Raw genomic sequence first — 25,850 nt, forward strand, 5'->3', positions numbered from 1 at the left:
CGCGGTCGGACGAGCCATCGGGGCTCGCCGAAGGAGACCGCCATGTCCGCATGGACCCAAGCCCGTATCAACCTGCTGAAGCGCCTGTGGCCCGAAGGGCGGAGCGCCGAGACCATCGCCCTGGAACTCGGCGGCGGCCTCACCCGCAACGCCGTCCTCGGCAAGGTCGCTCGCCTCGGCCTCTCGGAGGGGCGCACAGGCGCCCGGACTCGTCGCGAGGCGGCGCATCACGTGGCGCCCGAGCCGCCGCCCGATGGCGTTGCGACCATTCTGTCGGTGAGGCGGATGGATTGCCGTTGGCCGTATGGCGAACCGGGCGACGCCGCCTTCAGCCTCTGCGGTCGTCCGTCTGAACGCGGCGCCTTCTGCGCCGCCCATGCAGCGATCGCCTATCGGCCCACACCGCTGTCGGTGGAGGGCCTTATGCGCCTCGCGGGCGTGGCGCCTTGAGGACGGCTCGCTCGCCTGGGGATGCGCCGCCGGCCCGCCGGCGTCGAGGGACGAGAAGATCGACGCCTTCTCGTCCGTATCGGCGCGACGGCGCCGAATGGAGTCGTCGTCGCGAAGGGCGACGACGACTTGCCCCCACACAACGCCCTCCGACTTTGTCACGGCACCCCGGAAGTCAACGGCTGCGCCGTTCCCCTCCACGGAGGGCAAGCGGCCCTCCGCTCCGGTGACTGCCGAGGACCCCGCCGTGGCCAAAGCCGGGGTCGTTGCGCATGGGGCGCTTCGACAGTCTCTTTTCAAAGGAATGGTTCGATGACCCACTTCAACACCGCCTTCTCCGCCTCTTCGAAGACCGACTCCGCCTTCGACGACCTGACCGCGTCCTTGGGGGATGCGCGTCCGCACCCCACCGAGGACGCCCTGATCCAGCTGGGGCGCGCGCTCATGACCGAGCTCGTGGACGTGATCTCCGACACCGCTCTGGAGGACTATCAGACGATCCTCGGCGAAGCGCTTATCGGCGCCTTCCACTCGGCCGCGGGACGGATTGAACGGGACGCCGACCGCGCCCGTGACGCGATGCGCGCCCTGGATCGGGATTTCGACGGATCGGAAGCGGCCGATGTCGAACTTCAGGACGCAACGGCGAAAGCGAGATCCGGAGATGCGGCGACGCAGGCCTGCGAACTGATCCGGGATGCGGCCTCCGAAACCTGGACGATCGCGACCGGGGAGGTCTGGACCGCCTGGCGGGGATCACGGCGCGGCACCCATCTGACGGCGGCGCAGCTGGAGGCGAAACAGGCGATCCGGGCGATCCGGAATCGTCGGTCCGGAGAGGCCGATCCGGGCGGTCCGGTCGTCGCCTTCCGGGGCGCGCCGATGGCGGACACGGCCGAGGACGCCGGGCGGATCTTCGACGCCCTCAACTGGGCTAAGGGGGAGTGGCCGGACATGGCTCTGGCGACGACCGGGGCGAAAGGCTCCGAGAAGCTGGCGATCAAATGGGCCCAGCAGAAGGGGGTGAAGCTGATCCTCGCCCGGGCGGATTTCGACAGGAACGGAAAGGCGGCTCCCTTCCGGGCGAACGACGAGTTGATCGCGCTGGAGCCGGAGGTCTGCCTGACCCTGGTCCATTCGCTGGCCGGGGTGCGGGAGGATCAGCGGCCGTTCGGACCGGCGCTCAACCTCGGCCAGAAGGCGATGGAGAACGGGCTGCGGCACGTGCCCATCAAGGCCCGGGCCGCCTGAGACATCACGATCTGGATCAATGACCCGCTCGGCTTCGGCCGGGCGGGATTTTTCTTGTCATCCGGCGGACCCGAAGCGGTCTGAACGCCGGGGTCGCCTGGGTCTTGCCGAGGTTTGATCGGCTGTGTTCACTGTTGGAGAGGCTGGTTGGAAATCGTCAGATTGAGGGCTTAGGGCAAGATAAAAGAGGGGTTTTGGCCTTCTGTTTTCCTGAGCCCGGGCAGACACTTGCGAGGATTGCGGAGACCGACGTCGACTTGCGCTGAGTTGACGCCTGATTCCGCGACGACGACAGGCCGGAGCCCCGATCATGCAGGTCCGAACCGCCATTGAGGTACGCCTCGCCCAAGCGTCAAAGGATGACGTCTCGACCTTGAAAGTGCGCCTTCCGCAGAGGTTGAAGTCGGACAAGACCAGCGTCCGGATCGCCATGTTCCAGAGGCTCGCGGCCTCGCGCCTGTTCGCCTACGGGGACCGCGCCGGGTGTCTGCGCGCGGCCCAGAACCGCTCGGGTCGTCCCTTCCGTCTCGACGTCCGGCAGCGCGTCACGGTCAAGGCGCTGGTGTCCCGGCACATGGGCAAGGGGTTCGCCCGGGGCGCGGCGCTCGCCGCCCATATCGCCTATCTCGGCCGCATGGGCGCGGGCGAGGACGGCGAGCGCGCGGCCTTTTTCGGACCGGTGCGTGAGAGGGTCGATCCGACCGGCGCCACGGAGTGCTGGGCGAAGGACAGGCACCATTTTCGCTTCATCATTTCACCCGAGCACGGCGATCGGATTTCGGACCTCCAGGGCTTCGCCAGGGAGGTCATGTCGAGGGTCGCCGACGACCTTGGAGAACCGGGTCTGAACTGGATCGCCGTCTGCCATTTCGACACCGACCAGCCGCACGCCCATGTGCTTGTGCGCGGCCGGAGAAGCGACGGCCGGGACCTCGTGATTCCGCGCGACTACATCGGCTACGGCTTTCGCGCCCGGGCCCAGGAAGTGGCCCAGGAGCGGCTCGGCGACCTCAGCCGTCAGGACGCCGAACGGCGGGTCTGGCGTGAGACCGAGGCCGACCGGTTCACCGCCTTCGACCGCCGTCTCCTGGCAGCTGCGGACAACAACGGCTGTGTCGATGACGGGATCGGGGGCACTGACGCCTGGACGGCGCTGACCCGGGGACGGTTGCGCCATCTGGAGACCCTGGGCCTCGCCGAACGAACAGGGCGGCGCTTCCGGCTGGCCCCGGATATGGAAGCCCGACTTCGGAGGCTGCAGCTCTCGAAGGACGTCATTCGCACCCTCAACCAACGGCGTCTTGACGGCGCGCGGTCGGCGGAACAGCTGGGCAAGGCGCCGGTCCAGGGCAAGGTCGTGAAGACCGGCTTCCACGACGAACTGGGCGGCTCCGCCTATGTGGTGGTGCGCGCCGCTGACGGCTCCGAACACTATGGGCGGCTGGGTGTCGGCGAGACCCCGCCAACCGTGGGAAAAGCGGTCACGCTTTCGCTCGATGCGCGCGGCTTCGCCCAGGTCCTCAGCGGCAAGCATCTGGGTCAGGATCTGGGTCGGTGACGATTTGCCGAACTCATGCCGCTTCCGGGAAGACCTTCTCGACAGACAGGCTGCCTTCCGGCAGGGGGCGCAGCAGCTCGGCCTCGGGTTTGCGCAGGTCCAGCCAATCGAGGGCCGCATCGGGTCTCAGCAGGACGATCTGGCGGTCGTGGTAGGGGGCGATGTCCGGTCCCGGCTCGGTGGTCAGCATGGCGAAGGCGCCGTCTCGAACCAGGCCGGCGACCCAGAAGATCGGCGCGTCGGCCATGGTGAACCGCCACTTGGTCTTGCGCTTCTGACCCGGCTCGGCATCGGTGAACTCGAAGAAGCCGTCGGTGGGGATCAGGCAGCGGGTGACGCCGTCGAAGGATCGACCGTCGGATCGGAAGTTGAACACGGGTCTTCCCTGTGGCGACTTCCAGGCCCAGGGCGACACGATCAGCTGCGAGCCATCGGGGCCTCGCGTGATGATGGGCGCCCGGTCGCCGATACGGATCGAGGCCATGGGTCCGAAGTTGGGCATGCCGCCGGGAAAGACGAGACGGTCGCCGGTTCGGTTGAAGGTCTCGATCACCTCGTCGAACGGCAGGATGAGCTGATACTCGTTGCACATGCGGACCTCCGTCTACCGCCCCATTGATCGCCGACTTCGCTGAAAAAGCCAGCGGCGACCGTCCCTGGCCGTCCTGGCGCGCGGTCCACAGGTCGTCCGGCGAAGGGGATAAGAGATGAGCGAAGGTTGACTCTTCGCATCATACAGAACCAGAACATTACAGGAACATTCGTCAGCCTTGGGAACAGGAGGCTTCTCATGCGCGCCCGCCTGCCTGCCGGGCTCGACATCCTGCGCGATCGGATCCGCGCCCTTGAACAGGGCGGCCGGAACACCACCGGGGTGTTGCCCTTCGGCGTGAAAGATCTCGATCGCCATCTCCCCAGCGGCGGTCTTTCACTGGGCGCCGTTCATGAGATCGCAGGCGGCGGCGAGGAGGCCGTGGACGGCGCCGCAGCCGCCCTGTTCGCCGCAGGCATCGCCGCCCGGCGGCCCGGCCAGGTGTTGTGGTGCGTAACCCGCCCCGACCTCTTCGCACCGGCCCTGCGTCAGGCCGGTCTGGGGCCGGACCGGGTGATCTATGTCGAGGCCGGGGACGAGCCTTCCCTTCTCGCCTGTTTCGAGGAAGGCCTTCGTCATCCCGGTCTGGCCGCCGTCGTGGCCGAGACCGCCCGCCTCAGTCTCGTCGCGTCCCGACGGCTGCAACTGGCCGCCGAAGACTCGGGCGGCCTGGGTCTGGCGGTGCGCCGATGGCGACGGGCTTCGGAAGCCGCCGACTTCGGTCAGCACACCGCCTCCGCCACGCGCTGGCGCATCAGCCCGGCCCCCTCCTCGCCCTTGCCCGTGCCCGGCGTGGGGCGGGCGCGCTGGTTCGTCGAACTCATCCGTTGTCGCGGCGCCGAGGCCGCGGATTTCACCTTGGAAGCCTGTGATGAGACGGGTCGTCTCGCTCTACCTGCCGAACTGGTCCGTCGATCGTCTGCGACGCGGACTGGCGGACGTCGCGCCGCCGCCTGAGCTTCCCCTGATCCTCGCGGGTCGGTCCGGGCGCCGTCGGATCGTGCTCGCCGCCAACACGGCGGCGCTGGCCCAGGGCGCACGCGTCGGCATGGCGGCGACCCAGGCTCAGGCCCTCATCCCCGGCCTCGACGTTCGGGTGGCGGATCCGGCGGGCGACGAGGCCGCGCTCGGTCGTCTCGCCGTCTGGGCCATGCGCCGGTACGCCCCCGTCTGCCAGCCCGATCCGCCGGATGGCCTCGCCATCGACGCCACCGGGGCCGCCCACCTTCAGGGCGGGGAGGCCGCCATGCTGGCGGACATGATCCTACGCCTGAAGGAGGAAGGCATTGAAGCCGACGCCGCGATCGGTCCGACCTATGGCTCCGCCCATGCCGTGGTCCGCTTCCGACGCGCGCACCGTATGATCGCGCCCGACGCCGTCGACGCCGCCATCGCAGGATTGCCGCTGGCGGCGCTGCGGCTTCCGGAGGCGTTGATCGCGCATCTGCACCGGATGGGCTTCGACCGGATCGCCGACGTCGCACATCGGCCTCGCGCGCCTCTCACGCTCCGGTTCGGTCATGACCTCGGCCGTCGCATCGACCAGGCCTACGGGCGTGTGGACGAGCCGCTCGTCCCGGTCGAGGCGCCGGAGATCCCGACGGTGTCGCGGGTGTTCGGGGAGCCGATCGGCGCGCCGGAGACCCTCGAGCGCCATGTCACGGCGCTCGCCTCGGAACTGTGCGCGGCGTTGGAGATCCTGAGCCTGGGAGCCAGACGGCTGGACTGGTTGTGCGTCCGTGTCGACAACCGGGTCGAGGCGCAGAGGGTGGGCCTGGCCCGACCGACCCGGGATGCGGCCCGGCTGTCGCGCCTGCTGACCGACCGGATCGAAAAGATCGATCCGGGGTTCGGCATCGAGCGCATGACCCTGTCCGCAGTCCAGGCCGAACCCCTCGATTGGCGGTGGGGCAAGAGCGCCTTGGGCGAGACCGAGGGGCCAGACCTGTCGGATCTCGTCGATATGCTGTCCAACCGCATCGGCGCCCAGCGCCTGTATCGACTGGTCCCGGTCGAGAGCGACGTGCCCGAGCGCTCCGTCGGCAAGGCGCCGCCCCTTTCTGTCGCTCCGGTTCTGGACTGGACGCCGGATTGGCCGCGTCCCGCACGCCTGTTGAAGCGGCCCGAGCCCGTCGAGACCATGGCCCTGCTGCCCGACAATCCCCCGACCCACTTCACATGGCGAGGCGTACGGCGTCGGGTAGTCCGCGCGGACGGCCCTGAAAGGATATTCGGAGAATGGCGACGGCGGGACGCCGAGGTCTGGGCCGTTCGTGACTACTTCCAGGTTGAGGATGAGGTGGGGCGGCGGTTCTGGTTGTTCCGGGCTGGCGACGGCGAAGATGGTCGGACGGGGTCGCAAGCCTGGTTTATCCATGGACTGTTCGGGTGATCGATTGTCGCGTCAATCCGGGGTCACCTCGTTGGGCGCGTCGGGAGCGGCCTCGTCGGCCAACCAGTGCGAGGGGATGAGGAAATCGGCCTCGCCGCGCCAGTTGGCCACCTCTTTGACGCCCTCGATGTCGCCCCATGCATGATGGTCCGCATGATCCAGCACGATGATCTGCAGGCGGGAGTTGAACGACCCGTGCGCGCGAGCGAGGCTCGCGAAAATCTTGCGCGTACTCTCCAGATCGCCGAGCCGACCTTTGCGCCCACGAGCGGCGCCAATCGACTCTCCAGGCTCGTCAAGATCGGCTTCGCCGGTGACGATCTGTTCGAAGGTGTCGCTCGGGAAATAGACCTGGCTCGGCTGATCTATGACGAGGAAGGTCGGCACCGGATTGTTCTGGAGACGATTGAGGAAGACCCCGTGAAGCGCGAGCAGGGCGGCGAGATGGTAGGCCATCCAGTTCTCGCCGCTGCCGATTTCCCAGAGAAAATCCGCGCCCTTGGCGCCCTCGCGTTCGAACCGGAGATTCAGCTCGCGCTCATCGAGCATGGGCCGGCCTTCGGCGCCTTCGATCCCGAGATGCTCGATGAAGCGGACGATGTAGCTTGAGATACGGGCATGGACGTCCGAAGCGCGGCGGCGGCGTTCTTCGTCGTTGCCTTGCCGCTCGATATCCCGGATGTCGCCGCGAAGTTTGGCGACCTGGGCCTCCAGACCCTCGTCACCCTGGATATCCCCGAGCATGCGCAAGGCCTGTTCGGTCGATCCGATAAATCTGAAGATGTTCTCCAGGCTCTGCGACTGGCCGCGTTCCTTATCGACCTGCGCCTCGAACTCGCGTCGGGTGCGTTGCAGGGCCTGAAGATCGTTTTCCGCCTGAAGCAGGGAGCCCTGAACAGCGATAAGGTCACGATCAACCATAGGCCGAGCGGTCGTCGCGCCAGTCGAGAGGCTCTGCAGCTCAGCGATCGGGTCGTTCAGTTCCTCCAGGGCGTCTTTCGCCGCTTCGGTGTCCGATCCACACAGAACGCAGGACTCTCCCGCGACATGAGCCTTGAACCAGCCGACACCTTTCACGCTCGCCGACTGCTCAGCCAGCACATCGGCATAGTCGACCACCGCTCGGGAAAGGCTGCGCAGCTTGCGTAGGCGACGCCGTTCGGCGCCGATCTTCTGGTCGAGCGCCTGCTCCTGACGACGAATGTCGTCCAGCCGGGTCACCGCAGCCGTGACCCGGCCAGGAGCGGCGACAGATTGACCGCCGGCGGCGACCACCTCGGCGAGCACCGAGAGCAGCCCGCGCAGGTCTCCGGGCGGCTCTCCGGGCGGCACGAGACTGAGCTCCTGGGCGCGGAAGAAGGCGCCGCGTGCGTTTGCGCTCCAGTTGTCGATGGCGTTGCGCCGGGTCCGCAGCTCTGTCTCGACCTTGCGTAATTCGTCACGCAGCAGCCGAAGGCGATGGAGTCTCACCAAGTCTTCGTTGGTCACGATCCCCAAAGCGAGAGGCAGCACGTGGCGCAAGGTCTCGCGATGCTCCGAAGAGTCCGCCTTGAAGAAGAGCGTGTAGGGATTGGCCACGACATGTTGTGGCAGAAGGTTGAAGGCCGCCAGATCGCGGAAACTCGCCCGCCCGCCGAAGCCTTTGTCCTTCTCCGGATCGAGCGCCAGATTGGACAGGCCGGAATAGATGTCGAGCAGCGCTTTAAGACGCGCGACGTTGGAGTTCGCCGCCGGGCGCATGGGCAGGGGCTGCTCCACCTCAGGCCCCTGTTGCAGCCATATCTCCTCGGACACCTGACGCGCCGCCGGCTTAGGGCGGGCGATCCTCATAAGGCCGGCGTCGGTTTCGATGGTTAGTCCGAACCAAGAAACCGCGTTGCGGATCACACCGACAGCGATCGAGCAGGAGCCCGACCCGAGCACATAGTCGATGATGTTGACGATCGAGGATTTGCCAGTGCCGCTCCATCCGGTCACCACCGACACCGCGCCCGGGTCGAAGGTCAGCGTCCGGGGTTCGAAGCGAACGTCTTCCGGCCAGATGATGATTTCGCGGATGAAGAGCTTCATGGGTCAGAACTCGATGTTCAGCTGTCGCTGGGCGGCTTCAAAGCCGTCCATGGCGAACCAGGTCCCGAGCCGCTTGGCGGCGCTCAGGACGTGAGAGACCGGGGGGTCGAGATCCCGGATAGCTTGCGGAAGATCGGCGCCGCTCATCGCCCTGAAGCGAGGAAAGCCTTCTCCGCCTTCGCGGATCAGAAGGCCCGAGGCGACACCCACCTGCAGCGCCTTGAGCGCGGTGTCGGCATGCGCCTCCACACGGCGTTGCAGGCCGGCGAGCAAGTCGGGCCGCTCCACGACGGCTTTGAGGAACCCGCTGTCGAAATTCATGCCGTGGACCTTGTCCACCGTCGCGCGGTGAAGAAGCAGGGCGGCGCTGACCACAAAGATGGGCAGGATCGGCGGCGCGCCATGGGCTTTGCCGGCGTGGCGCTGGGCGACATGCCAGAAGGCGCTGGCCATCAGAGCCGGGTTTCTGGCCAGCAGTTCCTCGTGATCAATCTTCACCGGAGGGCTCCGGGGAATAGTTAGGGTCCCACCAGACCTGATTCTCGTCTGCCAGGCGGTGGTAGTGGCCGGACGTCATGTAGAGCTCGCCGCAGGGCTGACCATCCAGCGGTTCCTGGTGATCATAAGTGGCGTCGGCGAGCACGGCTTGTCCGATCTCCGTCGGCGGCTTGGGCTTCATCTCCCGGGTTCGGCGCCGCATCAAATTCTGCCATCGGGTGCGCAGGCGGTCACCCCGATCGCGCCATTCCCCGTCGGCGACCTCGCCCTCGATGACGAGCCGGTGCTTTTCGGCATTGAACTTCAGGAAATGATCGACGGCGTCGACAACATCCTCATCCTGGGCTTCGATCCGGCCGAGGTGCTCGACAAACGTCCGCGACAAGGCGCCGGCACGATCGGCGTCGGACACCCGTACATCCGAGGCCGCCCTCGGAAGAAGGCGGCTCCGCGCCTGGCGAGCCTGGAGGGCATCCTTCTGGAGTAGAATCGCGGCACGCGACACCATTCCGGGACGCCCGGCATTCCATTCCTCACGCACCAGCCGCGTCAGCCATCCGAGCAGGCCGTCCAGAATGTCCTCCGCATTCGCCCTGGGGCTCAAACCGAGGCCGTTCGCCATGGCGGCGCGATCCTCTGCCGGGTCGCCGGCCTCGACGATCTCGATGCGTCCGATCAGGTCGAGCAGTTCGTCGTCGGAGCGTTGTAGCACCCGGTCGATCAAGGCCTGCGCCTGTGTGACCTTGGTCGTTTTCTTGGACGGCGCCGTGCCTTCGGCTCGCAGGGCGACCAACACCTGCGCCGCGCTCGCCTCGCCAAGCTTGCGCTTCTTCAAGAGGGTGGAAATGGCCGTCTCCACAGGCCGATTGACGAAGAAGAGATATCGCTCGCAGGCGATCGCCTCAGGCGTCTCCTGCTGGAGCAACCAGATTTCCAGCGTGCGCCAGATCGCCTTGCTGCGGTCAGAGAGCAATCGGGCGCTGGGCGTCGCCGTGCTCTTGTCCTGTTCCTGAACGACGGCCTTACCATCCTTGAGGACGACCACGTCGTCCAGATGTTCCACGGCGATCACGGCCCCCACACCGGCATGGGCCAGATGGTGAAGCGCCCTTTCGAGTTGAAGGATGTAGCCGGCCGCCTGCGGCGCCGCCGTGTTGTTTATCGCCGCCAACCCCGACCCTAACTTCAACGGCGTTCCGCTTCGCCGGACAGCGGTTAGTTGTACGGATTCCTGCAAGAACGCCAATAGCTGGCTGGAACGAAGACTTTTTAATCCCGGCAGCCTCGACAGTTGGGATAGCGTCGGTCTGCGTTGCACGTCTAGATTATCGATCGGGCCGGAAGGGAGCGAGGGACGTGGAGCATTACACCAGCCGGGTGCGCGACAGCATCCTGCCCCTGTCCATCGCCAAAACCCTGCCTGCGGCGTTCCGCGAATGGCGGTTCACCGAGCGGACCGAGGACCACGGCGCGCCGGTCGAGACCTGTCGCCTCTGCGGTCAGGAAGGGCTCCGCTACCACTTCGAGATCGGCAACGAGCGGACCGACGAGACCCTTTGGGTCGGGTCACACTGCATTCTGAAGTTCGACGTCGCCATCGTCCAGGAAGGACGCCGACTGACGCCACAGGAGGCCAAGCGGCGACTGACCGAACTGACCAATGAGATGCAGCTCAAGGCCTGCATCGCCGCGCTGGAGAAGCTGGCTGCTGCGGAGAACAACGCGATCCTTGAAGGCGCGTTGGAATACTACAAGCGGCACGGGACATTGACGCCGAAATACGCAAACGTGGTCTTCTGGCGTCTGAAGACCAATGGGATCGACCACCAGCCCAGCTTCTTCAAGGTCGAGCTCAAACGTCAGCAGCACATCGACGATTTACAGTCGATGCCCACTGGACGCGTGCACAGGTTCTGGGCAGCGCTTAGTCCTGCCCAGCGAAAGAAGGCCATCGCCCTCGGTCACACGCCACCGCCCCCTGAATAAGAAAGTGATCTCGCTTTCCTGGCGTCGAAGAATGTGAACATAACGGGAACAAACCTCCCGTTGGGCCCATGTCGTACGTCGAACTCCAATGCGCGTCCCACTTCTCGTTCCTGAGAGGGGCGAGTTCTTGCGAGGAGCTGTTTGCCCAGGCGGCCGCCTGTGGGCTCGACGCGCTGGCGGTGACGGACCGGAACAGTCTGGCGGGCATCGTCCGGGCGCACGAGGCAGCGCGGGCGACCGGGGTTCGGCTGATCGTGGGCTGCCGTCTCGTGCTGGAGGATGGGGCGGAGATTCTCGTCTATCCCCGGGACCGGGCGGGCTACGCCCGGCTCTGTCGCCTGCTGACGGTGGGCAAGCGGCGGGCGGGCAAGGGCGGATGCCGGCTCGGGTGGGACGACCTGGAGACTTGGGGCGAAGGATGGATCGCCGTGCTGGTCCCCGACGGCCTGACGGCGGCGCGTCGGAACCTGGTGCATCTGGTCGAAGTCTTCGGCGACGACGCCCATCTGGCCCTGACCCTGCATCGGCGGCCGCGCGACCAGATGAGACTGCATCAGCTCTGCGAAGCCGCGAGGGCCGCGGCGGTGCGGACGGTGGTGACCAACGACGTTCTGTTCCACCATCCCGACCGCAGGATCCTGCAGGATGTCGTCACCTGTATCCGGGAAGGCTGCACCATCGACGACGTGGGCTTTCGCCGGAGCCGGACGGCCGACCGGCACCTGAAGCCGGTGGGCGAGATGCACCGACTGTTCGCGCGCTATCCGGAGGCCCTAGCGCGCACGGTCGAGATCGCCGATCTCTGCCGCTTCAGCCTGGACGAGCTGGCCTACCAGTATCCGCGCGAGGCGGCGGCGGGACAGACCCCGCAGGAGGCGCTGGAGGCCCTGACCTGGGCGGGGGCGGCGGACCGGTATCCGGAAGGCTTGCCTGACAAGGTGCGGGCGGCGCTGAAACACGAGCTCGGACTGATCGAGACCCTGGGCTATGCGCCCTACTTCCTGACCGTTCACTCCATCGTCCGCTTCGCCCGCAGCCGGGACATCCTGTGTCAGGGGCGAGGGTCGGCCGCCAACTCGGCGGTCTGCTTCGTGCTGGGCGTCACCTCCATCGATCCGGGGCGCAACGACCTCCTGTTCGAACGCTTCGTCAGTCAGGAGCGCAAGGAGCCGCCGGACATCGACGTCGACTTCGAGCACGAGCGCCGCGAGGAGGTGATCCAGTGGATCTATGACACCTATGGGCGGGACCGGTCCGCCCTGTGCGCCACCGTCATCCGCTACCGCTCGCGCGGCGCCCTGCGCGATGTCGGCAAGGCGCTGGGCCTGACCGAAGACCTGATCAAGACCCTCTCGTCCCAGGTCTGGAGCTATTCGTCGGAGGGGGTCGAGGATCGGCACGCCGAGGAGCTGAACCTCAATCTGGAGGACCGGCGTCTGAGGTTGGCGCTGGACCTGTCACGACAGCTGATCGGGTTTCCGCGCCACCTGTCCCAGCATCCCGGCGGGTTCGTCCTGACCGACGACCGGCTGGACGATCTCGTGCCCATCGAGCCGGCGGCGATGAAGGATCGTCAGGTGATCGAATGGGACAAGGACGACATCGACGCCTTGAAGTTCATGAAGGTCGATGTCCTGGCGCTGGGCATGCTCAGCTGCATGCGGCGCGGTCTCGACCTGTTGCGCGATCACAAGGGCATGGATCTGGACCTGGCCTCCATCCCGGCCGAGGATCCCAAGACCTACGCCATGATCCGCAAGGCCGACACGCTCGGGGTCTTCCAGATCGAAAGCCGCGCGCAGATGGCCATGCTGCCGCGCATCAAGCCGCGCACCTTCTATGACCTGGTGATCGAGGTCGCCATCGTGCGACCGGGCCCCATTCAGGGCGACATGGTCCATCCTTACCTGCGGCGCCGCGAGGGGAAGGAGCCGGTCGTCTTTCCCAAGCCGGAACTGGAGGAGGTTCTGGGCAAGACGCTCGGCGTGCCCCTGTTCCAGGAGCAGGCGATGCGGGTGGCGATCGAATGCGCCGGATTCACCGCGTCGGAAGCCGATCAGCTGCGCCGCGCCATGGCGACCTTCAAATTCACCGGCGGGGTCAGCCACTTCAAGGACAAGCTGGTCGGAGGGATGGTCGAGCGGGGCTATACGGCCGAGTTCGCGGAGAAGACCTTCAGCCAGCTGGAAGGCTTCGGATCCTACGGCTTCCCGGAAAGCCATGCGGCGTCGTTCGCCCTGATCGCCTACGCCTCCTCCTGGCTCAAGTGCTGGCATCCCGATGTCTTCTGCGCCGCCCTGCTCAACGCCCAGCCGATGGGGTTCTACGCGCCGGCCCAGATCGTGCGGGACGCCCGCGAGCACGGGGTCGAGGTGCGGCCGGTCTGCGTCAATGCCAGTCGCTGGGACTGCACCCTGGAGCCCACGGAGCGGGAGGACCGGTTCGCGGTGCGGCTGGGACTGCGCATGGTGCGGGGCCTGGCCAACGGGGACGCGGCCCGGCTGGTGACGAACCGCGGGGATCGGCCCTTCGCCGGCATCGACGATCTGTGGCGACGGGCCATGACGCCCGTCGGGGCCCTGACGCGACTGGCCGAGGCCGACGCCTTTCTGGAGGGGCTCCGCCTGTCCCGCCGCGACGCCCTGTGGTCGATCAAGGCGCTCCGCGACGATCCCCTGCCGCTGTTCGCGGCGGCCTCGGCGGAGGCCGGCGAACTCGTGCCGGAGGTGGATGAGCCTGATGCTGCCCTGCCGGCCATGCCCGCCGGTCAGGAGGTGGTGGAGGACTACACCCATGTGGGCGTGACGCTGCGGGACCACCCGCTGGCCTTCCTGCGCGACGAACTCCAGGTCCGGCATGTGATGACCTGCGCCGACGGGACGGCCATGCGCGACCGCCGCCTGACCCGGGTCGCCGGCCTCGTTCTGGTCCGTCAGAAGCCGGGATCGGCCAAGGGGGTGATGTTCATCACCATCGAGGACGAGACCGGTGTGGCCAATCTAGTGATCTGGCCGAGCCTCTACGAGCAGCAGCGGCGGGTGGTGCTGGGCGCCAGCCTGCTGGTGGTCGACGGCAGGGTGCAGCGCGAAGGCGAGGTGGTGCACATCGTCGCCGAGCGGCTGCACGACGGCTCGGACCTCTTGGCGTCGCTGGGCCGGAGGGGCGAGTTCCGGTTGCCGCATGGGCGGGGCGACGAGGTCTATCGGGGCAGTAAGCCGGACGCCCGGACACCCAAGGCCCGGGACATCTACATTCCGGACCTGTCGCTCGAGGGCATTCGAGTCAGGACGCGGGACTTTCGGTAGGCATGAGATCGCACCACTTTCCCAGCCGCCTACGGCATCCTAAAGCTCCGCATTAAGGACGAGACCAACCCCGGGGCTATTTGATGGACAAGATGGAGTGGGCAGTCGAGAGCCTGGAGTATCTTCGTAAAGCCCGCATCGCGATCGACGATGAGTTTCGCGGCGCCATGCAAGATGCGAAGGGCTACCCAGGGTCCTGGAAGGATCCATGGCATGGCACATCGCGCGATATCATTTCCAATCTCTACCACTACTCCGAGGAGTTTGTGGCGGACGTCCGGATCCCAAATGAGATGTTCGCCTCACCTGAGCGATTTGAGCAGGGGCTCGTAGCGTACCGGGCTTTCGTGCAGGCAATGGTCGACGACCTCGACGAGGAGCAGGCCGCCTACGAACTCAAGCACAAGATCGTCGGCGCACCACACATCGTCGACGTCGCCCGCCGGCAGGTTTTCCACGTTCTCGGAGCCATTGATTACACCTTGGCACGCAAACCCTCGCCACCCGCTGCCACAGTCAGTTCCGAAACCGCGGATCTGGACCTGATCGTCACACTTGCCCGCCGTTTCCACGAGAGTGTCCTTGCTTTGAAGACCCACCCGCACGGTGGAGCGGTTTATGCCATCAAGGACGAGTGGGACTGCCAATACCTGTTCCGCTCGATCCTCGCCGCCTACTTCCCGGATGTGCGTGAAGAGGAATGGAGCCCATCCGTCGCCGGCAGCGCGTCGAGGTGCGAGTTCTTTCTCAAACCGCTGCGGGCGATGGTGGAACTCAAATACGTCCGCAAGTCCGACACGACCAAGATCAAGAAAGAACTCGCCAACGACTTTGTCGATTACGGCGGTAACAGCGAAGTCGACCGGCTCATCTGCCTCGTTTACGATCCCGACAACCACCTGAAAAACCCTGCAGGCTTCCAGTCCGATCTGTCTAAACCACGGACCGGCCTGATTGACGTGAAGGTCATCGTCTCTCCACCGCGATGAGGGGTGATGCCGCAGGCGTCAGTGCATTTCGGACCGATGCATGGGCGGTGGCGGCTCGGTCATATCCAGGCTGTCGATCATGATGTCGATTTCCGCCTGCACAACATCGAGGTCACGCCCTTCGAACATCTGTTCGGCGGCCTCACGCCAAGCCGCTCGGAGCAACTCTCGGGCATCGTCGGGTAACATATCCTCGAGATAGTGGAGGCCGCGCTCCGCGAGCAGGCGCTGGGCGACCACGCCGGCGCGCGTCGCAATATCTCCTGCGGGGGCCGCGTCGCCGGCCGCACCTCGCTTCAGTGACTTTGTGCGCCTTGGCATGACGAAGGATGTCCCGGCTAGGCGTGTCCGCGCACAGCCGCGTCGGCCAGCACGCGCGCGCGGAAAGACTCGAGATCGAATCCGACTGTGTGATCATCGATCGCCAGAAGCGGCTCAACTGCCGCGGCAGCCACTACGTCGGCATGTATGTAGTCAGCGCCTTCGGCGTCCCCCGGAAGCGTCCAGGCTCGCAGACCACGATCATCATGCAACCGCGCGAGCGCCTCCAGCCGAAGCTGAATGGCAAAGGCATTAAGCGCTGCCTCATCCGCTTCGTCACGCTCCTCGAGTAGTCTGAACAGGCGGAAGGCGCGACCTTCGAACGAACCACGTTGATCCGCAGGCAGTTCGCCGATGGCTTCCAACGACGCCGCAAAAAGCTCGGGCGATACCTCGGCGCTCATGGCTCGATCCGTGAAGCTAGACATGCAGTTCCCCTGAACGGCTGTGGTTCACCAGTATGGGCGTAAAAGCCCGCTCGACTATGTCCGCACTCGAGGGCAACGCCAAGGCCACCTTCATTCACCACCGCTTGATGTCTTGCTTCTCCGCGGGATCCAAGAAAAACCGAAGTTCATAAGCGACCCATCTCACAAGGCTGTGATCGATTTCCTTACTCAGAACCAGATCGGAACAGGCCGAAACAGATCGAACAGGTCACCTATTCATTCCGTCCATCAGTTCTCTACGTCCGCCGGTTGCGGTTTATTTCCGTCGATGCTTGCTTGGTTGCAGTTCTGGTTCAGACGGAAAGGAGCGCCACATGGCCGGTCTACATCTTCACGGAACTGAGGAAATGCTGCTGACCCGCAAGGAAGCGTCCACCGAGCTTCTACGTATGGGCATCCGCCGGTCACCGTCGACACTGGCGAAGGTGTTCTGCACCCGGTCTGACGGACCGCCCTGCACCCACCTCGGGCGGACCCCCTACTACCCCAAGAGCCTGCTGCACGAGTGGGCGCGCAGCCAGCTCTCGGGCCTCCGGTCTTCGTCGAGCCAGCCTCGCCAGGCCGGACATTGGGGCGAGGCCGCTCACGAGGGCGCCTAGCTCCCCAGTCCATCGCGACAACTTCGGCCGCCCGGCGACCCGCCGGGCGGCCGTCTTTCAATGGGCCGTCTGTCCGTCTTCAACCGACCAGCCCGCGAGAGAGGCGGCGACGCTCTCGCTGATCCTGTCGGCGGCGGCACGGACCGGGTCGTCCGCCAGGTGGGCGTATCGACTTGTGGTGCTGACGTGACTGTGGCCGAGCAGCTTGCCGATGAGCTGAAGCCCTTCGCCGCCGGCCAGCCCGGCGCTCGCGAAGCTGTGCCGAAGGTCATGGATCCGCAGGTCTTCCATCCCGGCGCGTTTGCGGATGCCGACCCAGGCCCAGTCGAGATTGGCGATCGGACGCTTGGGATCCTTCCGATCCGGGAACACGTAGATGCTCCCGTTCGAGAGCAGGCCCTCGATCAGCTTCAGCGCCGCGCTCCCGAGACGGATCACCTTCGCCCCGGTCTTGGAATCCTCCAGCCGGAGCATCCCCATGGTGCGGTCGATCTCCGACCACTTGAGCCTGGCGATCTCGTTCTTGCGGGCGCCGGTCAGCGCCAGCAGGCGGATGATGTTGATGTGGCGCGGATCGCCCCCATGCTTCTCGAGCTCCGCCAGGACATCGCCGAGCCGGGCCAGTTCGGCCGGGGAAAGGAAGCGGTCCCGACGGTTGTCCTTGTAGCGTTTCACCCCTCGCGTGGGGTTGGTCTTCACGAACTCCCGCTCAACGGCGAACGTGAAGATACCGCCCAGCAGTCCGACCGTGCGCGAGGCCGCATGAATACCGCCGCGAGTGTGCGGCGTCGCCTCTCCACGAATGCGTCCCGACCCGACATCGACCATCAGCCGCTCGATGTCCGCTCGGCCGATATCGGTGACCTTCATCTTGCCCAGGCGGGGTTTGATGTGGCGGGCGATGCGGATGCGATCGATCCGAAGGGTCGTCGCTTTCTTCATCGTCACGCCCTCCTTCATGTAGAGGTCGCAGAGCTCCGACATGGTCAGTTCTTCGCGTCGTTCGACTTTGGTCCCCTGAGGGTCACCACCTGACGCGACTTCGGCCAGTACAGCGGCCGCTCGTTCGCGGGCTTCCTCGGCGGTCACGACGCCATGGCGAGCGATGTGAAGGAGGCGGTCAGCGCCGCCGATCGTCCTGTATCGAACGACGTAGGTTTTGGTATCGCTGACGGCGACGCGCACCCCGAAACCCTTGAGCTGCGTGTCCCAGAGGGTGAAGCGCACCCCTTCAGACGTCAGGGCGTCGACCAGGCGTTTGGTGATCTTTCCGGACCTCGGGTTCTGAACCATTCGATCTCTCCTCGGGCCCACGAGGGGTCCCGTTTCTGGTCCCGGTTTTGGTCACCACATGGTCACCAGCCGGGAGGATTTCGGAGGATAATCGAGAAATCAGCGGTAAAAGAACGAACCCTGAACCTGCCCACCACAAGGGTGTTTGAGCCATTTCGAGCAACTGAAAAGAACCCTAAGGTTCGAGCTCTATGTCCCATTGTCGGAAATCCGGATGCGCGAGCAGGCTCTGCATGTAGGCCTGCGCGGTCCCATCGTCCCCGTGCGCGTCCAGATCGATCTGGAAATGGCGCACCCGGGCGGCGACCGGCGTGTAGAAGATGTCGGCGATCGAACGGGCGCCGAACAGCCAGGGGCTGCCCTGGCCGAACCGACCCCGCATGTGGCGCACCAGGCCGACGATGCGCGCCAGGTCGCGATCCAGCGCCGGATCGGAGGGCGTCTCGGCCCGCGCGTCGCCGACCATCGGATGGTCGGGCCCCGTGCCGCAGAAGGTTCGAAGCGCCTGAAAGCCGGAATGCATCTCGGCCGTGACGGACCGGGCCAGCGCCCGCGCCGTGGGATCGCTCGGCCACAGGCCCGCCTTGGGATAGCGTTCGGCCGCCCATTCGGCGATGGCCAGCGTGTCCCAGATCACCTCTCCGTCCATGCGCAGGGCCGGCACGAAGCCGGACGGAGACAGGGCCGTCAGCGCCGCCTTCTGCTCGGGCGTGTCGTAGCGGGCGTCGATGGCGGCGAAATCGGCGTCGGTCGCCTTCATCACCAGCCAGCCGCGAAGCGACCAAGTCGAATAGGCCCTGGGGCCGATGACCAATTCCATGCCTCAGTCTCCCGATCCTTGCGCCTTCCTTGACACGAAGGCCCGCGAAGCCTTTACGGGCGCCCATGATCACGCGCTACTCCCGCCCCGACGCCGTCGCTATCTGGTCGCAAGAGACCAAGTACAAGATCTGGTTCGAGATCGAGGCCCACGCCGCGACCAAGATGGCTGAGCTGGGCGTGATCCCCAAGGAATCGGCCGACGCCATCTGGGCCAAGGGCAAGGACGCGACCTTCGACGCGGACCGCATCGACGAGATCGAGCGCACCACCAAGCACGACGTCATCGCCTTCCTGACCCATGTGTCCGAGATCGTCGGCGAGGAAGCCCGCTTCCTGCACCAGGGCATGACCTCCTCGGACGTGCTGGACACTTGCTTCGCGGTACAACTGGCGCGCTCGACCAACCTTCTTCTGGACGGCGTCGACCGCGTGCTCAAGGCGCTGGAGACCCGCGCCAAGGAGCACAAATACACAGTCACTGTCGGCCGGTCGCACGGCATCCACGCCGAGCCCGTCACCTTCGGCCTGAAGCTGGCCGGCTATCACGCCGAGTTCCAGCGCGCCCGTCGCCGCCTGGTCGCGGCCCGCGAGGAAATCGCCACCTGCGCCATCTCCGGCGCCGTCGGCACTTTCGCCAACGTCGATCCGGCTGTCGAGCAGTATGTCGCCGACCAGATGGGGCTTCAGGTCGAACCCGTCTCGACCCAGGTGATCCCGCGCGACCGCCACGCCGCCTATTTCGCGGCGCTGGGCGTCGTGGCCTCGTCGGTCGAGCGCCTGGCCGTGGAAATCCGCCACCTGCAGCGCACCGAAGTGCTGGAAGCCGAGGAATTCTTCGACAAGGGCCAGAAGGGCTCGTCGGCCATGCCGCACAAGCGCAATCCGATCCTGACCGAGAACCTGACCGGCCTGGCCCGTCTGGTCCGCTCGGCCGTCACCCCGGCGATGGAGAACGTCGCCCTGTGGCACGAGCGCGACATCAGCCATTCCTCGGTCGAGCGCGGCATCGGCCCGGACGCCACCATCCACCTGGACTTCGCCCTGCACCGCCTGGCCGGAGTGATCGAGCGTCTGAACATCTATCCCGAGAACATGCAGAAGAACCTGGATCGTCTGGGCGGTCTAGTCTTCTCCCAGCGCGTCATGCTGGCCCTGACCCAGGCCGGGATCAGCCGCGAGGACGCCTATGCGGCGGTCCAGGAGAACGCCATGAAGGTCTGGCGCGGCGAAGGCCGCTTCATCGACTTCCTGAAGGCCGACGCCCGCGTCACCCTGCCTGACGCCGATCTGGAGGCCCTGTTCGACCTCGGCTACCACACAAAGAACGTGGACACAGTGTTTGCGCGGGTTTTTGGAGACTGAATGGATGACCGACCCGATCCTGCGCCTGAATCCCGCACTTAAAGTCGCCGACTACGCCGAAATCTACGCCCGCGATGGAATGGTGCAGATCCCCGACATCTTCGAGAAGGAGGTGGCCGAAAGGCTAGGCGAGATCATCGAGACATCCCTGCCTTGGTCGCTGACGTTCTACGGGCCCGATAGCAAGCCGGTCAGAATTCCGGCACAGGACCTCCAGGGGCATAAGGTTCAGGAATTGCGGCCTCAGATCGATGAGTTGATCAAGAGATCTGGCGAGGATTACGGCTTCATCCATTTCACCTTCGGCATGGTGTCGGCCCATGTGGGCGGTCAGCATCCCAACCATCCCATCCATCCGCTGACCGGGTTCTTGATGGGGCCAGAGTTCACACAGTTCGGGCGGGCGCTTACTGGCGACCCCACGATTCGTTGGGCGGATTCGCAAGCGACGCTTTATCGTCCAGGCGATTTCATTGGCCTGCATGTCGATCATAGCGATCAGCATGTGCAGCGCGTCGCGGCCTACACCCTTGGTTTCACCTCGCGCTGGCGTTCGGACTGGGGGGGACAGTTGCTGTTTCACGACGCCAACACCGGAGACATTACGCGGGGTCTGGCGCCGCGCTGGAACACCCTGACGGTTTTCAAGGTCCCAACCTTACACTCTGTTGCGCCAGTTGCCCCTTATGCTAAGGGCGCCAGGCTTTCCGTCGTGGGATGGTTTCGTTCGGACCAGTAGTCGTGGATGAGCGCCCCCGGCTTAGCGCCTTCCCGCCCGTCGTCGATGCGGACACCCGCCTGCTGATCCTGGGCAGCCTGCCCGGCGACGCCTCGCTGAGGGCGGCGCAATATTACGCCCATCCGCGCAACGTCTTCTGGCCCCTGGTCGGCGGCGTGCTGGGCGAGGACCTGGGCGTCCTGCCCTATGAGGACCGCCTGACGCGCCTGCTGGCGCGCGGGGTCGGTCTTTGGGACGTGATCGCCTCGGCCGAACGGTCCGGCAGCCTGGATGCGGCCATCCGCTCACCCGAAGCCGCTGACCTGAAGAGTCTGGTAGAAGAGCTGCCCCAGCTCAGGGCCGTGGCCTTCAACGGCGGACTGGCGGCCCGGGTGGGGCGGCGCATCCTGGCCGGGTCGAGCCTGCGCCTTGTCGATCTGCCGTCGTCCAGCCCCGCGCACGCAAGATCGTTGTCGGAAAAGGCGCGAAGCTGGGCCATACTGGAACAGTTCCTCCCCTCCGGCTCCGTTTCCTGATGATCCTGACCCTTTCCTGCCCGGACCGCCCCGGCATCGTCGCCGCGGTCTCCGGCCTCTTGATGCAGCGCGACGCCAACATTTCCGACGCCCAGCAGTTCGGCGACGCTGTCAGCGGGACCTTCTTCATGCGGGTGGTGTTCGAACCGGCCGAGGGGGACACGGCCGAGGCGGTGCGCCAGGCCTTCGCGCCCCTGGCCGCACGGTTCGAGATGGACTGGACCCTGCGCGCGCCGGAGCCGCGCCGGGTGATGATCCTCACGTCCAGGTTCGATCACTGCCTGGCCGACCTACTGTACCGCTGGCGCATCGACGAACTGCCGATGACGGTGACGGCGGTCGTCTCCAATCATCCGCGCGACCTGATCGGCCATGTCGACCTGGGCGACCTGCCCTTCCATCATCTGCCGCTGAAGAACTCCGGCGACGTCGCCGCCAAGGCCGCGCAGGAGGCCGAGCTGCTGCGTCTGATCGAGGAGACCGGGACCGAACTGGTGGTTCTGGCCCGCTACATGCAGGTGCTGTCCGACGACCTGGCGGGGCGGCTGGCCGGGCGCTGCATCAACATCCACCATTCCTTCCTGCCCGGCTTCAAGGGCGCGCGCCCCTATCACCAGGCCCATGCGCGCGGAGTAAAGGTCATCGGCGCGACCGCCCACTACGTCACCGCCGACCTGGACGAGGGGCCGATCATCGAACAGGACGTGGAGCGGATCAGCCACCGCGACACGCCCCAGGATCTGATCCGCCGGGGGCGCGACATCGAACGGCGCGTCCTGGCCCGCGCGGTGCGTCGCCACCTGGAAGACCGGGTGCTGCTGCACGGCTCCAAGACCGTCGTGTTCGAGGATTGAGGGCCTTCGAAAATTTTTCGCGTCGCCGGTGAACCAATCGCGCGACGTGGTGTTCTTCTGGGGCGCGAGACGCACAGTAACCGGGCGAGACATCCCCCAACGTCCCCGGAAAAAGAAAGGGCCGCACTTCCCCCGGGTGCGGCCCTTTCGACATTCAGCGTCGGCCCGCAGGCCGAGTGATCATTCGCCGGCGCGGATCTGCTCGCGGGCGATGGAGGCGAACTCGTCCATCTTGGAGCGCAACTCACCCTCGGACACGGTCAGGCCCGAGGCCTTGAAGTCGCCGGCGACCTTGCGGAAGACGTCCTCGTCGCCCGGCTGCTCCATGTCGGCGCGGACCACGGCGGCGGCGTATTGATCGGCGCTGTCGGTCGAGAGGCCCATCTTCTCGGCGGCCCACAGGCCCAGCATCTTGTTGCGCCGGGCGGTGGCGCGGAATTCCTGCTCCTGATCGAGGGCGAACTTGGCTTCGAAGGCCTGTTCCCGATCGTCGAAGGTCGTCATTTCGCTCAGCAAGCTCCGTACGCCCCGGTCCCGCCGGAGCAAGCGCCGTCTATAGCCCCCTTCCGTCCGAACGCAACCTGACTTCCACAGGGTGAGGCGTGATGACCCGTGGACGAACGCGACCTCATTTGTATCGCGTGCCCGCTTCGGCTAAGGAGACGCCGAACCGAGATTACCAGCCCGACCGATTCCGAAACGCGCCGCCGAGACCGGGTTCTCCCATCCGCTCTGGGTCGCGCGATTTTTGTTTCTGGCGAGCGCAGGCGGACCTGAGATGAACACCAAGCGCAAGAAGCTCTACGAGGGCAAGGCCAAAATCCTGTACGAGGGACCCGAGCCGGGCACCCTGATCCAGTACTTCAAGGACGACGCCACCGCGTTCAACGCGCAGAAGAAGGCGACCCTGGAAGGCAAGGGCGTCATCAACAACCAGATCAGCGAATTCATCATGTCGCGCCTGAACGGCATCGGCGTGACCAACCACTTCATCAAGCGGCTGAACCTGCGCGAGCAGCTGATCCGCGAGGTCGAGATCATCCCCCTGGAGGTGGTGTGCCGCAACATCGTCGCCGGCTCGATGAGCCAGCGGCTGGGCATCGAGGAAGGCACCGCCCTGCCCCGCTCGATCATCGAATTCTACCTCAAGAAGGACGAGCTCAACGACCCGATGGTCACCGAAGAGCACATCACGGCCTTCAACTGGGCCTCGACCCAGGAACTGGACGACATCCTGGCCATGACGGTGCGGGTCAACGACTATCTGTCGGGCATGTTCGGCGCCGTCGGCATCACCCTGGTCGATTTCAAGATCGAGTTCGGCCGCATCTGGGAGAACGACTTCAGCCGCGTGATCCTGGCCGACGAGATCAGCCCCGACAGTTGCCGCCTGTGGGACGCGGCCACCGGCGAGAAGCTGGACAAGGACCGCTTCCGCCGCGACCTGGGCAACGTTATCGAAAGCTACACCGAGGTCGCGCGACGCTTGGGCATCATGAAGGGCATGCCGACGGTCATCCAGGGGGGGCTGCACTGATGGCCCCCACCGCTTCAACCAAGGTCAAGGTTTACGTCTTCCTCAAGCCCGGCGTGCTGGACGTCCAGGGCAAGGCGGTCGAGGGCGCCCTGCAGGGCCTGGGCTGGACCGGCGTCTCGAACGCCCGTGTCGGCAAGCTGATCGAGTTCGACCTGGCCGGCGTGGAAGACCCGCAAGCCGAGGCCAGGAAGATGTGCGAACAACTGCTCGCCAACACGGTGATCGAAGGCTACCGCATCGAAACGGCCTGAGGCCGTTCCGCAGCTTGCAACGCCGCGGCCTGATCCCAGTTTAGGCACGGAGCCTAGAACGGAGCAGCCATGACCTTCACCCTGATCTCGAACGACATCGCCGACGGCGGCGTGCTGCCCGACGCCCAGGTCCACGCCAAGGGAAACACCTCCCCCCACCTGGCCTGGTCCGGCGCGCCGGAAGGGACCAAGAGCTACGCCGTCACCTGCTACGACCCCGACGCCCCGACGGGTTCGGGTTTCTGGCACTGGACGGTGGCCAACATTCCCGCAGAAGTCACCGAACTGGCGACCGGCGCCGGCTCGCCGGGCGGCGACCTGCCGTCAGGCGCCATTCAGGGACGGACCGATTACGGCCAGCCCGGATTCGGCGGCGCCGCCCCGCCCCCCGGCCACGGCCCGCACCGCTACATCTTCACCGTCTTCGCCGTGGACGTGGAGGCATTGGACGTCACCGCCGACAACTCCGGCGCCGTCTTCGGCTTCAACCTGCATTTCCACACTCTGGCCAAGGCCTCGCTGACGGCGACCTACGAAAACCGCGGCTGAGCCGGTTGATCGACGGGGGCGAGGGCCTATGTTGCAGCGCAACATCCCTCCCTCTTCTCCACGGGTCCCTCATGGCCGCAAGCGGCGCCGTCGTCGATTCCGACACCCTGACGCCTCTCCCCCTGACGGCGGGCCAGGTCGCCCTGGTGCTGGTCGCCCTGGCCATGGGCGGGTTCGCCATCGGCGTGACCGAGTTCGCGGCCATGAGCGTCCTGCCCGACTTCGCCGCCGGCCTGGGCGTCGACGCGCCGACCGCCGGCCACGTCATCAGCGCCTACGCCGCCGGGGTGGTGGTCGGAGCGCCCATCCTGGCCGTGCTGGGCGCGCGGCTGCCCCGGTGGGTGCTGCTGATCGTCTTCATGGCGCTGTTCGCCATCGGCAACGGCCTCAGCGCCCTGGCCCCGACCTATGGCTGGATGCTGGCGTTCCGTTTCCTTAGCGGATTGCCGCACGGGGCCTATTTCGGGGTCGCCGCCCTGGTTGCGGCCTCCGTCGTGCCGCTGCATTTACGAACCCGAGCAGTCTCCACCATCCTGATGGGCCTGACGATCGGCACGGTGCTGGGCGTTCCCGTCGTCAATGTCATCAGCCACGCACACGGCTGGCGCTGGACCTTCGCCATCGTCGCCGCCCTGGCGGTCGCGACCATGGCGCTGGTCGCCCTTTTCGCGCCGCGCGATCCGGCGCACCCGGACGCCAGCCCCTTGCGCGAGTTGGGCGCCCTGAAGCGCGGCCAGGTCTGGCTGACCCTGGGCGTCGGCGCCGTGGGCTTCGGCGGGATGTTCGCGGTCTACGCCTATCTGGCCTCCACGCTGCAGGCCGTGACCGGCGTGGGATCGGAGGTCATGCCCTGGATTTTCGCCGTCTTCGGCGTGGGGATGTTCCTGGGCAATCTGCTGGGCGCCTGGGCGGCGGACCACGTCGGCTTCAAGGCCGCCGGCGGCCTGCTGCTGTGGAGCGCGGCGGCCCTGGCCCTTTATCCCCTCGCCGCGTCGAACCTGTGGGCCGTGCTGTCGGTGGTGCTGCTGATCGGCGGCGGCGGCGGCCTGGGCTCGGTGCTGCAGACCCGGCTGATGGACGTGGCCGGCGACGCCCAGACCCTGGCGGCGGCGCTGAACCATTCGGCCTTCAACACCGCCAACGCCATCGGCCCCCTGCTCGGCGGCATGGCCATCGCCGCCGGATACGGCTGGACCTCCACTGCCTGGGTGGGCGTCGGCCTGTCCCTGGGCGGGTTCGCCATCTTCCTCATCGCCTGGCTGACGGGACGCCGCGCGGCAACGGCCGAACCTTCCGTTGCAACCTGAACGTTTCATCGGCAGGGCAAGTCTGCTAGAATGGCGGCATGGCCGAAGTGACCAACGAACTGATCTACGAAGTGCTGAAATCGATGCAGGCTCGCCTGGATCGAATGGATGACGGCCTCGTCGAGGTGAAGTCGGAGCTTCAGGCGATCCGCACCCATATC

Annotated in this window: 25 protein-coding genes; 16 read left to right on the forward strand and 9 right to left on the reverse strand. The window is 66.0% G+C overall.

Annotation, left to right across the window (positions count from 1 at the left end; translation table 11 throughout):
- The first annotated feature begins 42 nt into the window (after positions 1 to 42).
- From B2U11_RS06280 to B2U11_RS06290, 3 genes are all read left to right on the forward strand, one after another.
- A complete protein-coding gene (locus B2U11_RS06280) occupies positions 43 to 450 on the forward strand; it encodes a GcrA family cell cycle regulator (protein WP_066555132.1) in 408 nt (135 codons plus the stop codon).
- Between the two features lie 312 nt (positions 451 to 762).
- Positions 763 to 1,701: a DUF2493 domain-containing protein gene (locus B2U11_RS06285; RefSeq protein WP_035307847.1), complete on the forward strand. Its 939-nt coding sequence runs from the start codon at positions 763 to 765 to the stop codon at positions 1,699 to 1,701.
- A gap of 379 nt (positions 1,702 to 2,080) precedes the next feature.
- Positions 2,081 to 3,259 carry a DUF3363 domain-containing protein gene (locus tag B2U11_RS06290; protein ID WP_224764257.1) on the forward strand — a complete coding sequence of 393 codons (1,179 nt, stop codon included), beginning with the start codon at positions 2,081 to 2,083 and terminating at the stop codon, positions 3,257 to 3,259.
- Between the two features lie 13 nt (positions 3,260 to 3,272).
- On the opposite strand, the gene B2U11_RS06295 is transcribed toward B2U11_RS06290, so the two are convergent.
- Complete coding sequence (locus B2U11_RS06295) at positions 3,273 to 3,851, reverse strand: SOS response-associated peptidase family protein (protein ID WP_035307852.1); 579 nt, start codon at positions 3,849 to 3,851, stop codon at positions 3,273 to 3,275.
- A gap of 198 nt (positions 3,852 to 4,049) precedes the next feature.
- Here B2U11_RS06295 and B2U11_RS06300 point away from each other — a divergent pair, with 198 nt between their 5' ends.
- Positions 4,050 to 4,808 carry an ImuA family protein gene (locus B2U11_RS06300; protein ID WP_035307855.1) on the forward strand — a complete coding sequence of 253 codons (759 nt, stop codon included), beginning with the start codon at positions 4,050 to 4,052 and terminating at the stop codon, positions 4,806 to 4,808.
- The gene (locus tag B2U11_RS06305; RefSeq protein WP_054764214.1) at positions 4,723 to 6,243 is read left to right on the forward strand and encodes a Y-family DNA polymerase; all 1,521 of its coding nucleotides are present in this window, start codon (positions 4,723 to 4,725) and stop codon (positions 6,241 to 6,243) included. Before B2U11_RS06300 ends, B2U11_RS06305 begins: the two co-directional genes overlap by 86 nt.
- Before the next feature lie 12 nt (positions 6,244 to 6,255).
- On the opposite strand, the gene B2U11_RS06310 is transcribed toward B2U11_RS06305, so the two are convergent.
- Genes B2U11_RS06310 through B2U11_RS06320 form a run of 3 tightly spaced genes read right to left on the reverse strand, consistent with a single transcriptional unit; the run spans position 6,256 to position 9,982 of the window.
- Positions 6,256 to 8,313: a DUF3732 domain-containing protein gene (locus tag B2U11_RS06310; RefSeq protein ID WP_035307860.1), complete on the reverse strand. Its 2,058-nt coding sequence runs from the start codon at positions 8,311 to 8,313 to the stop codon at positions 6,256 to 6,258.
- A gap of 3 nt (positions 8,314 to 8,316) precedes the next feature.
- Positions 8,317 to 8,766 carry a three component ABC system middle component gene (locus B2U11_RS06315; RefSeq protein WP_199683723.1) on the reverse strand — a complete coding sequence of 150 codons (450 nt, stop codon included), beginning with the start codon at positions 8,764 to 8,766 and terminating at the stop codon, positions 8,317 to 8,319.
- Positions 8,767 to 8,800: 34 nt separating this feature from the next.
- Positions 8,801 to 9,982: an ABC-three component system protein gene (locus tag B2U11_RS06320; protein WP_035307863.1), complete on the reverse strand. Its 1,182-nt coding sequence runs from the start codon at positions 9,980 to 9,982 to the stop codon at positions 8,801 to 8,803.
- A 185-nt stretch (positions 9,983 to 10,167) separates the two neighbouring features.
- On the opposite strand from B2U11_RS06320, the gene B2U11_RS06325 reads away from it, so the two are divergent.
- The 3 genes from B2U11_RS06325 to B2U11_RS06335 all read left to right on the forward strand — a co-directional run bounded on the left by B2U11_RS06325 (position 10,168) and on the right by B2U11_RS06335 (position 15,091).
- Positions 10,168 to 10,797, forward strand: a complete 630-nt coding sequence (locus B2U11_RS06325) for a hypothetical protein (RefSeq protein WP_035307865.1) — start codon at positions 10,168 to 10,170, stop codon at positions 10,795 to 10,797.
- A gap of 68 nt (positions 10,798 to 10,865) precedes the next feature.
- Complete coding sequence (locus B2U11_RS06330) at positions 10,866 to 14,102, forward strand: error-prone DNA polymerase (RefSeq protein ID WP_054764215.1); 3,237 nt, start codon at positions 10,866 to 10,868, stop codon at positions 14,100 to 14,102.
- Positions 14,103 to 14,185: 83 nt separating this feature from the next.
- On the forward strand, positions 14,186 to 15,091 hold the full coding sequence (locus B2U11_RS06335; RefSeq protein ID WP_052005029.1) for a hypothetical protein: 906 nt from the start codon (positions 14,186 to 14,188) through the stop codon (positions 15,089 to 15,091).
- 18 nt (positions 15,092 to 15,109) lie between these two features.
- On the opposite strand, the gene B2U11_RS06340 is transcribed toward B2U11_RS06335, so the two are convergent.
- From B2U11_RS06340 to B2U11_RS06355, 4 genes are all read right to left on the reverse strand, one after another.
- Entirely contained in the window at positions 15,110 to 15,331 is a 222-nt protein-coding gene (locus B2U11_RS06340; RefSeq protein WP_035308709.1) for a hypothetical protein, read from the reverse strand.
- A gap of 98 nt (positions 15,332 to 15,429) precedes the next feature.
- The gene (locus B2U11_RS06345; protein WP_054764216.1) at positions 15,430 to 15,816 is read right to left on the reverse strand and encodes a hypothetical protein; all 387 of its coding nucleotides are present in this window, start codon (positions 15,814 to 15,816) and stop codon (positions 15,430 to 15,432) included.
- Positions 15,817 to 16,517: 701 nt separating this feature from the next.
- Positions 16,518 to 17,753, reverse strand: a complete 1,236-nt coding sequence (locus B2U11_RS06350) for a tyrosine-type recombinase/integrase (RefSeq protein ID WP_035308713.1) — start codon at positions 17,751 to 17,753, stop codon at positions 16,518 to 16,520.
- Positions 17,754 to 17,928: 175 nt separating this feature from the next.
- Complete coding sequence (locus B2U11_RS06355; RefSeq protein ID WP_292070645.1) at positions 17,929 to 18,573, reverse strand: glutathione S-transferase; 645 nt, start codon at positions 18,571 to 18,573, stop codon at positions 17,929 to 17,931.
- A gap of 65 nt (positions 18,574 to 18,638) precedes the next feature.
- Between B2U11_RS06355 and purB the strand changes: the two genes are divergently transcribed.
- Genes purB through purU form a run of 4 tightly spaced genes read left to right on the forward strand, consistent with a single transcriptional unit; the run spans position 18,639 to position 22,045 of the window.
- Positions 18,639 to 19,937 (forward strand): adenylosuccinate lyase, encoded by a 1,299-nt coding sequence (purB, locus tag B2U11_RS06360; RefSeq protein ID WP_292070647.1) that lies wholly within the window; start codon positions 18,639 to 18,641, stop codon positions 19,935 to 19,937.
- Positions 19,938 to 19,941: 4 nt separating this feature from the next.
- On the forward strand, positions 19,942 to 20,676 hold the full coding sequence (locus B2U11_RS06365; RefSeq protein ID WP_292070648.1) for a 2OG-Fe(II) oxygenase: 735 nt from the start codon (positions 19,942 to 19,944) through the stop codon (positions 20,674 to 20,676).
- A 2-nt stretch (positions 20,677 to 20,678) separates the two neighbouring features.
- Positions 20,679 to 21,191: a DNA-deoxyinosine glycosylase gene (locus tag B2U11_RS06370; protein WP_292070649.1), complete on the forward strand. Its 513-nt coding sequence runs from the start codon at positions 20,679 to 20,681 to the stop codon at positions 21,189 to 21,191.
- On the forward strand, positions 21,191 to 22,045 hold the full coding sequence (gene purU, locus B2U11_RS06375) for a formyltetrahydrofolate deformylase (protein ID WP_292070650.1): 855 nt from the start codon (positions 21,191 to 21,193) through the stop codon (positions 22,043 to 22,045). Before B2U11_RS06370 ends, purU begins: the two co-directional genes overlap by 1 nt.
- Before the next feature lie 180 nt (positions 22,046 to 22,225).
- On the opposite strand, the gene B2U11_RS06380 is transcribed toward purU, so the two are convergent.
- Positions 22,226 to 22,549 (reverse strand): DUF1476 domain-containing protein, encoded by a 324-nt coding sequence (locus B2U11_RS06380; RefSeq protein ID WP_292070652.1) that lies wholly within the window; start codon positions 22,547 to 22,549, stop codon positions 22,226 to 22,228.
- Between the two features lie 274 nt (positions 22,550 to 22,823).
- Here B2U11_RS06380 and purC point away from each other — a divergent pair, with 274 nt between their 5' ends.
- The 4 genes from purC to B2U11_RS06400 all read left to right on the forward strand — a co-directional run bounded on the left by purC (position 22,824) and on the right by B2U11_RS06400 (position 25,689).
- The gene (gene purC, locus B2U11_RS06385) at positions 22,824 to 23,582 is read left to right on the forward strand and encodes a phosphoribosylaminoimidazolesuccinocarboxamide synthase (protein ID WP_250201548.1); all 759 of its coding nucleotides are present in this window, start codon (positions 22,824 to 22,826) and stop codon (positions 23,580 to 23,582) included.
- Positions 23,582 to 23,833 carry a phosphoribosylformylglycinamidine synthase subunit PurS gene (gene purS / locus B2U11_RS06390; RefSeq protein WP_292070654.1) on the forward strand — a complete coding sequence of 84 codons (252 nt, stop codon included), beginning with the start codon at positions 23,582 to 23,584 and terminating at the stop codon, positions 23,831 to 23,833. The genes purC and purS overlap by 1 nt, the downstream gene beginning before the upstream one ends.
- A 69-nt stretch (positions 23,834 to 23,902) precedes the next feature.
- Positions 23,903 to 24,382: a YbhB/YbcL family Raf kinase inhibitor-like protein gene (locus B2U11_RS06395; RefSeq protein ID WP_292070655.1), complete on the forward strand. Its 480-nt coding sequence runs from the start codon at positions 23,903 to 23,905 to the stop codon at positions 24,380 to 24,382.
- Positions 24,383 to 24,453: 71 nt separating this feature from the next.
- The gene (locus B2U11_RS06400; protein ID WP_292070657.1) at positions 24,454 to 25,689 is read left to right on the forward strand and encodes an MFS transporter; all 1,236 of its coding nucleotides are present in this window, start codon (positions 24,454 to 24,456) and stop codon (positions 25,687 to 25,689) included.
- Positions 25,690 to 25,850 lie beyond the last annotated feature (161 nt).

Source organism: Brevundimonas sp. UBA7534, assembly GCF_002479325.1.
GTDB lineage: Bacteria > Pseudomonadota > Alphaproteobacteria > Caulobacterales > Caulobacteraceae > Brevundimonas.

What these genes read in the sequence shown, in the direction of transcription:
- B2U11_RS06280 (WP_066555132.1), top strand. Translation starts at nt 43, where the DNA reads ATGTCCGCATGGACCCAAGCCCGTATCAACCTGCTGAAGCGCCTGTGG.
- B2U11_RS06285 (WP_035307847.1), top strand. Translation starts at nt 763, where the DNA reads ATGACCCACTTCAACACCGCCTTCTCCGCCTCTTCGAAGACCGACTCC.
- B2U11_RS06295 (WP_035307852.1), bottom strand. Translation starts at nt 3,851, where the DNA reads ATGTGCAACGAGTATCAGCTCATCCTGCCGTTCGACGAGGTGATCGAG.
- B2U11_RS06300 (WP_035307855.1), top strand. Translation starts at nt 4,050, where the DNA reads ATGCGCGCCCGCCTGCCTGCCGGGCTCGACATCCTGCGCGATCGGATC.
- B2U11_RS06305 (WP_054764214.1), top strand. Translation starts at nt 4,723, where the DNA reads ATGAGACGGGTCGTCTCGCTCTACCTGCCGAACTGGTCCGTCGATCGT.
- B2U11_RS06310 (WP_035307860.1), bottom strand. Translation starts at nt 8,313, where the DNA reads ATGAAGCTCTTCATCCGCGAAATCATCATCTGGCCGGAAGACGTTCGC.
- B2U11_RS06315 (WP_199683723.1), bottom strand. Translation starts at nt 8,766, where the DNA reads ATGGCCAGCGCCTTCTGGCATGTCGCCCAGCGCCACGCCGGCAAAGCC.
- B2U11_RS06330 (WP_054764215.1), top strand. Translation starts at nt 10,866, where the DNA reads ATGTCGTACGTCGAACTCCAATGCGCGTCCCACTTCTCGTTCCTGAGA.
- B2U11_RS06335 (WP_052005029.1), top strand. Translation starts at nt 14,186, where the DNA reads ATGGACAAGATGGAGTGGGCAGTCGAGAGCCTGGAGTATCTTCGTAAA.
- B2U11_RS06345 (WP_054764216.1), bottom strand. Translation starts at nt 15,816, where the DNA reads ATGAGCGCCGAGGTATCGCCCGAGCTTTTTGCGGCGTCGTTGGAAGCC.
- B2U11_RS06350 (WP_035308713.1), bottom strand. Translation starts at nt 17,753, where the DNA reads ATGGTTCAGAACCCGAGGTCCGGAAAGATCACCAAACGCCTGGTCGAC.
- B2U11_RS06355 (WP_292070645.1), bottom strand. Translation starts at nt 18,573, where the DNA reads ATGGAATTGGTCATCGGCCCCAGGGCCTATTCGACTTGGTCGCTTCGC.
- purB (WP_292070647.1), top strand. Translation starts at nt 18,639, where the DNA reads ATGATCACGCGCTACTCCCGCCCCGACGCCGTCGCTATCTGGTCGCAA.
- B2U11_RS06365 (WP_292070648.1), top strand. Translation starts at nt 19,942, where the DNA reads ATGACCGACCCGATCCTGCGCCTGAATCCCGCACTTAAAGTCGCCGAC.
- purU (WP_292070650.1), top strand. Translation starts at nt 21,191, where the DNA reads ATGATCCTGACCCTTTCCTGCCCGGACCGCCCCGGCATCGTCGCCGCG.
- B2U11_RS06380 (WP_292070652.1), bottom strand. Translation starts at nt 22,549, where the DNA reads ATGACGACCTTCGACGATCGGGAACAGGCCTTCGAAGCCAAGTTCGCC.
- purC (WP_250201548.1), top strand. Translation starts at nt 22,824, where the DNA reads ATGAACACCAAGCGCAAGAAGCTCTACGAGGGCAAGGCCAAAATCCTG.
- purS (WP_292070654.1), top strand. Translation starts at nt 23,582, where the DNA reads ATGGCCCCCACCGCTTCAACCAAGGTCAAGGTTTACGTCTTCCTCAAG.
- B2U11_RS06395 (WP_292070655.1), top strand. Translation starts at nt 23,903, where the DNA reads ATGACCTTCACCCTGATCTCGAACGACATCGCCGACGGCGGCGTGCTG.
- B2U11_RS06400 (WP_292070657.1), top strand. Translation starts at nt 24,454, where the DNA reads ATGGCCGCAAGCGGCGCCGTCGTCGATTCCGACACCCTGACGCCTCTC.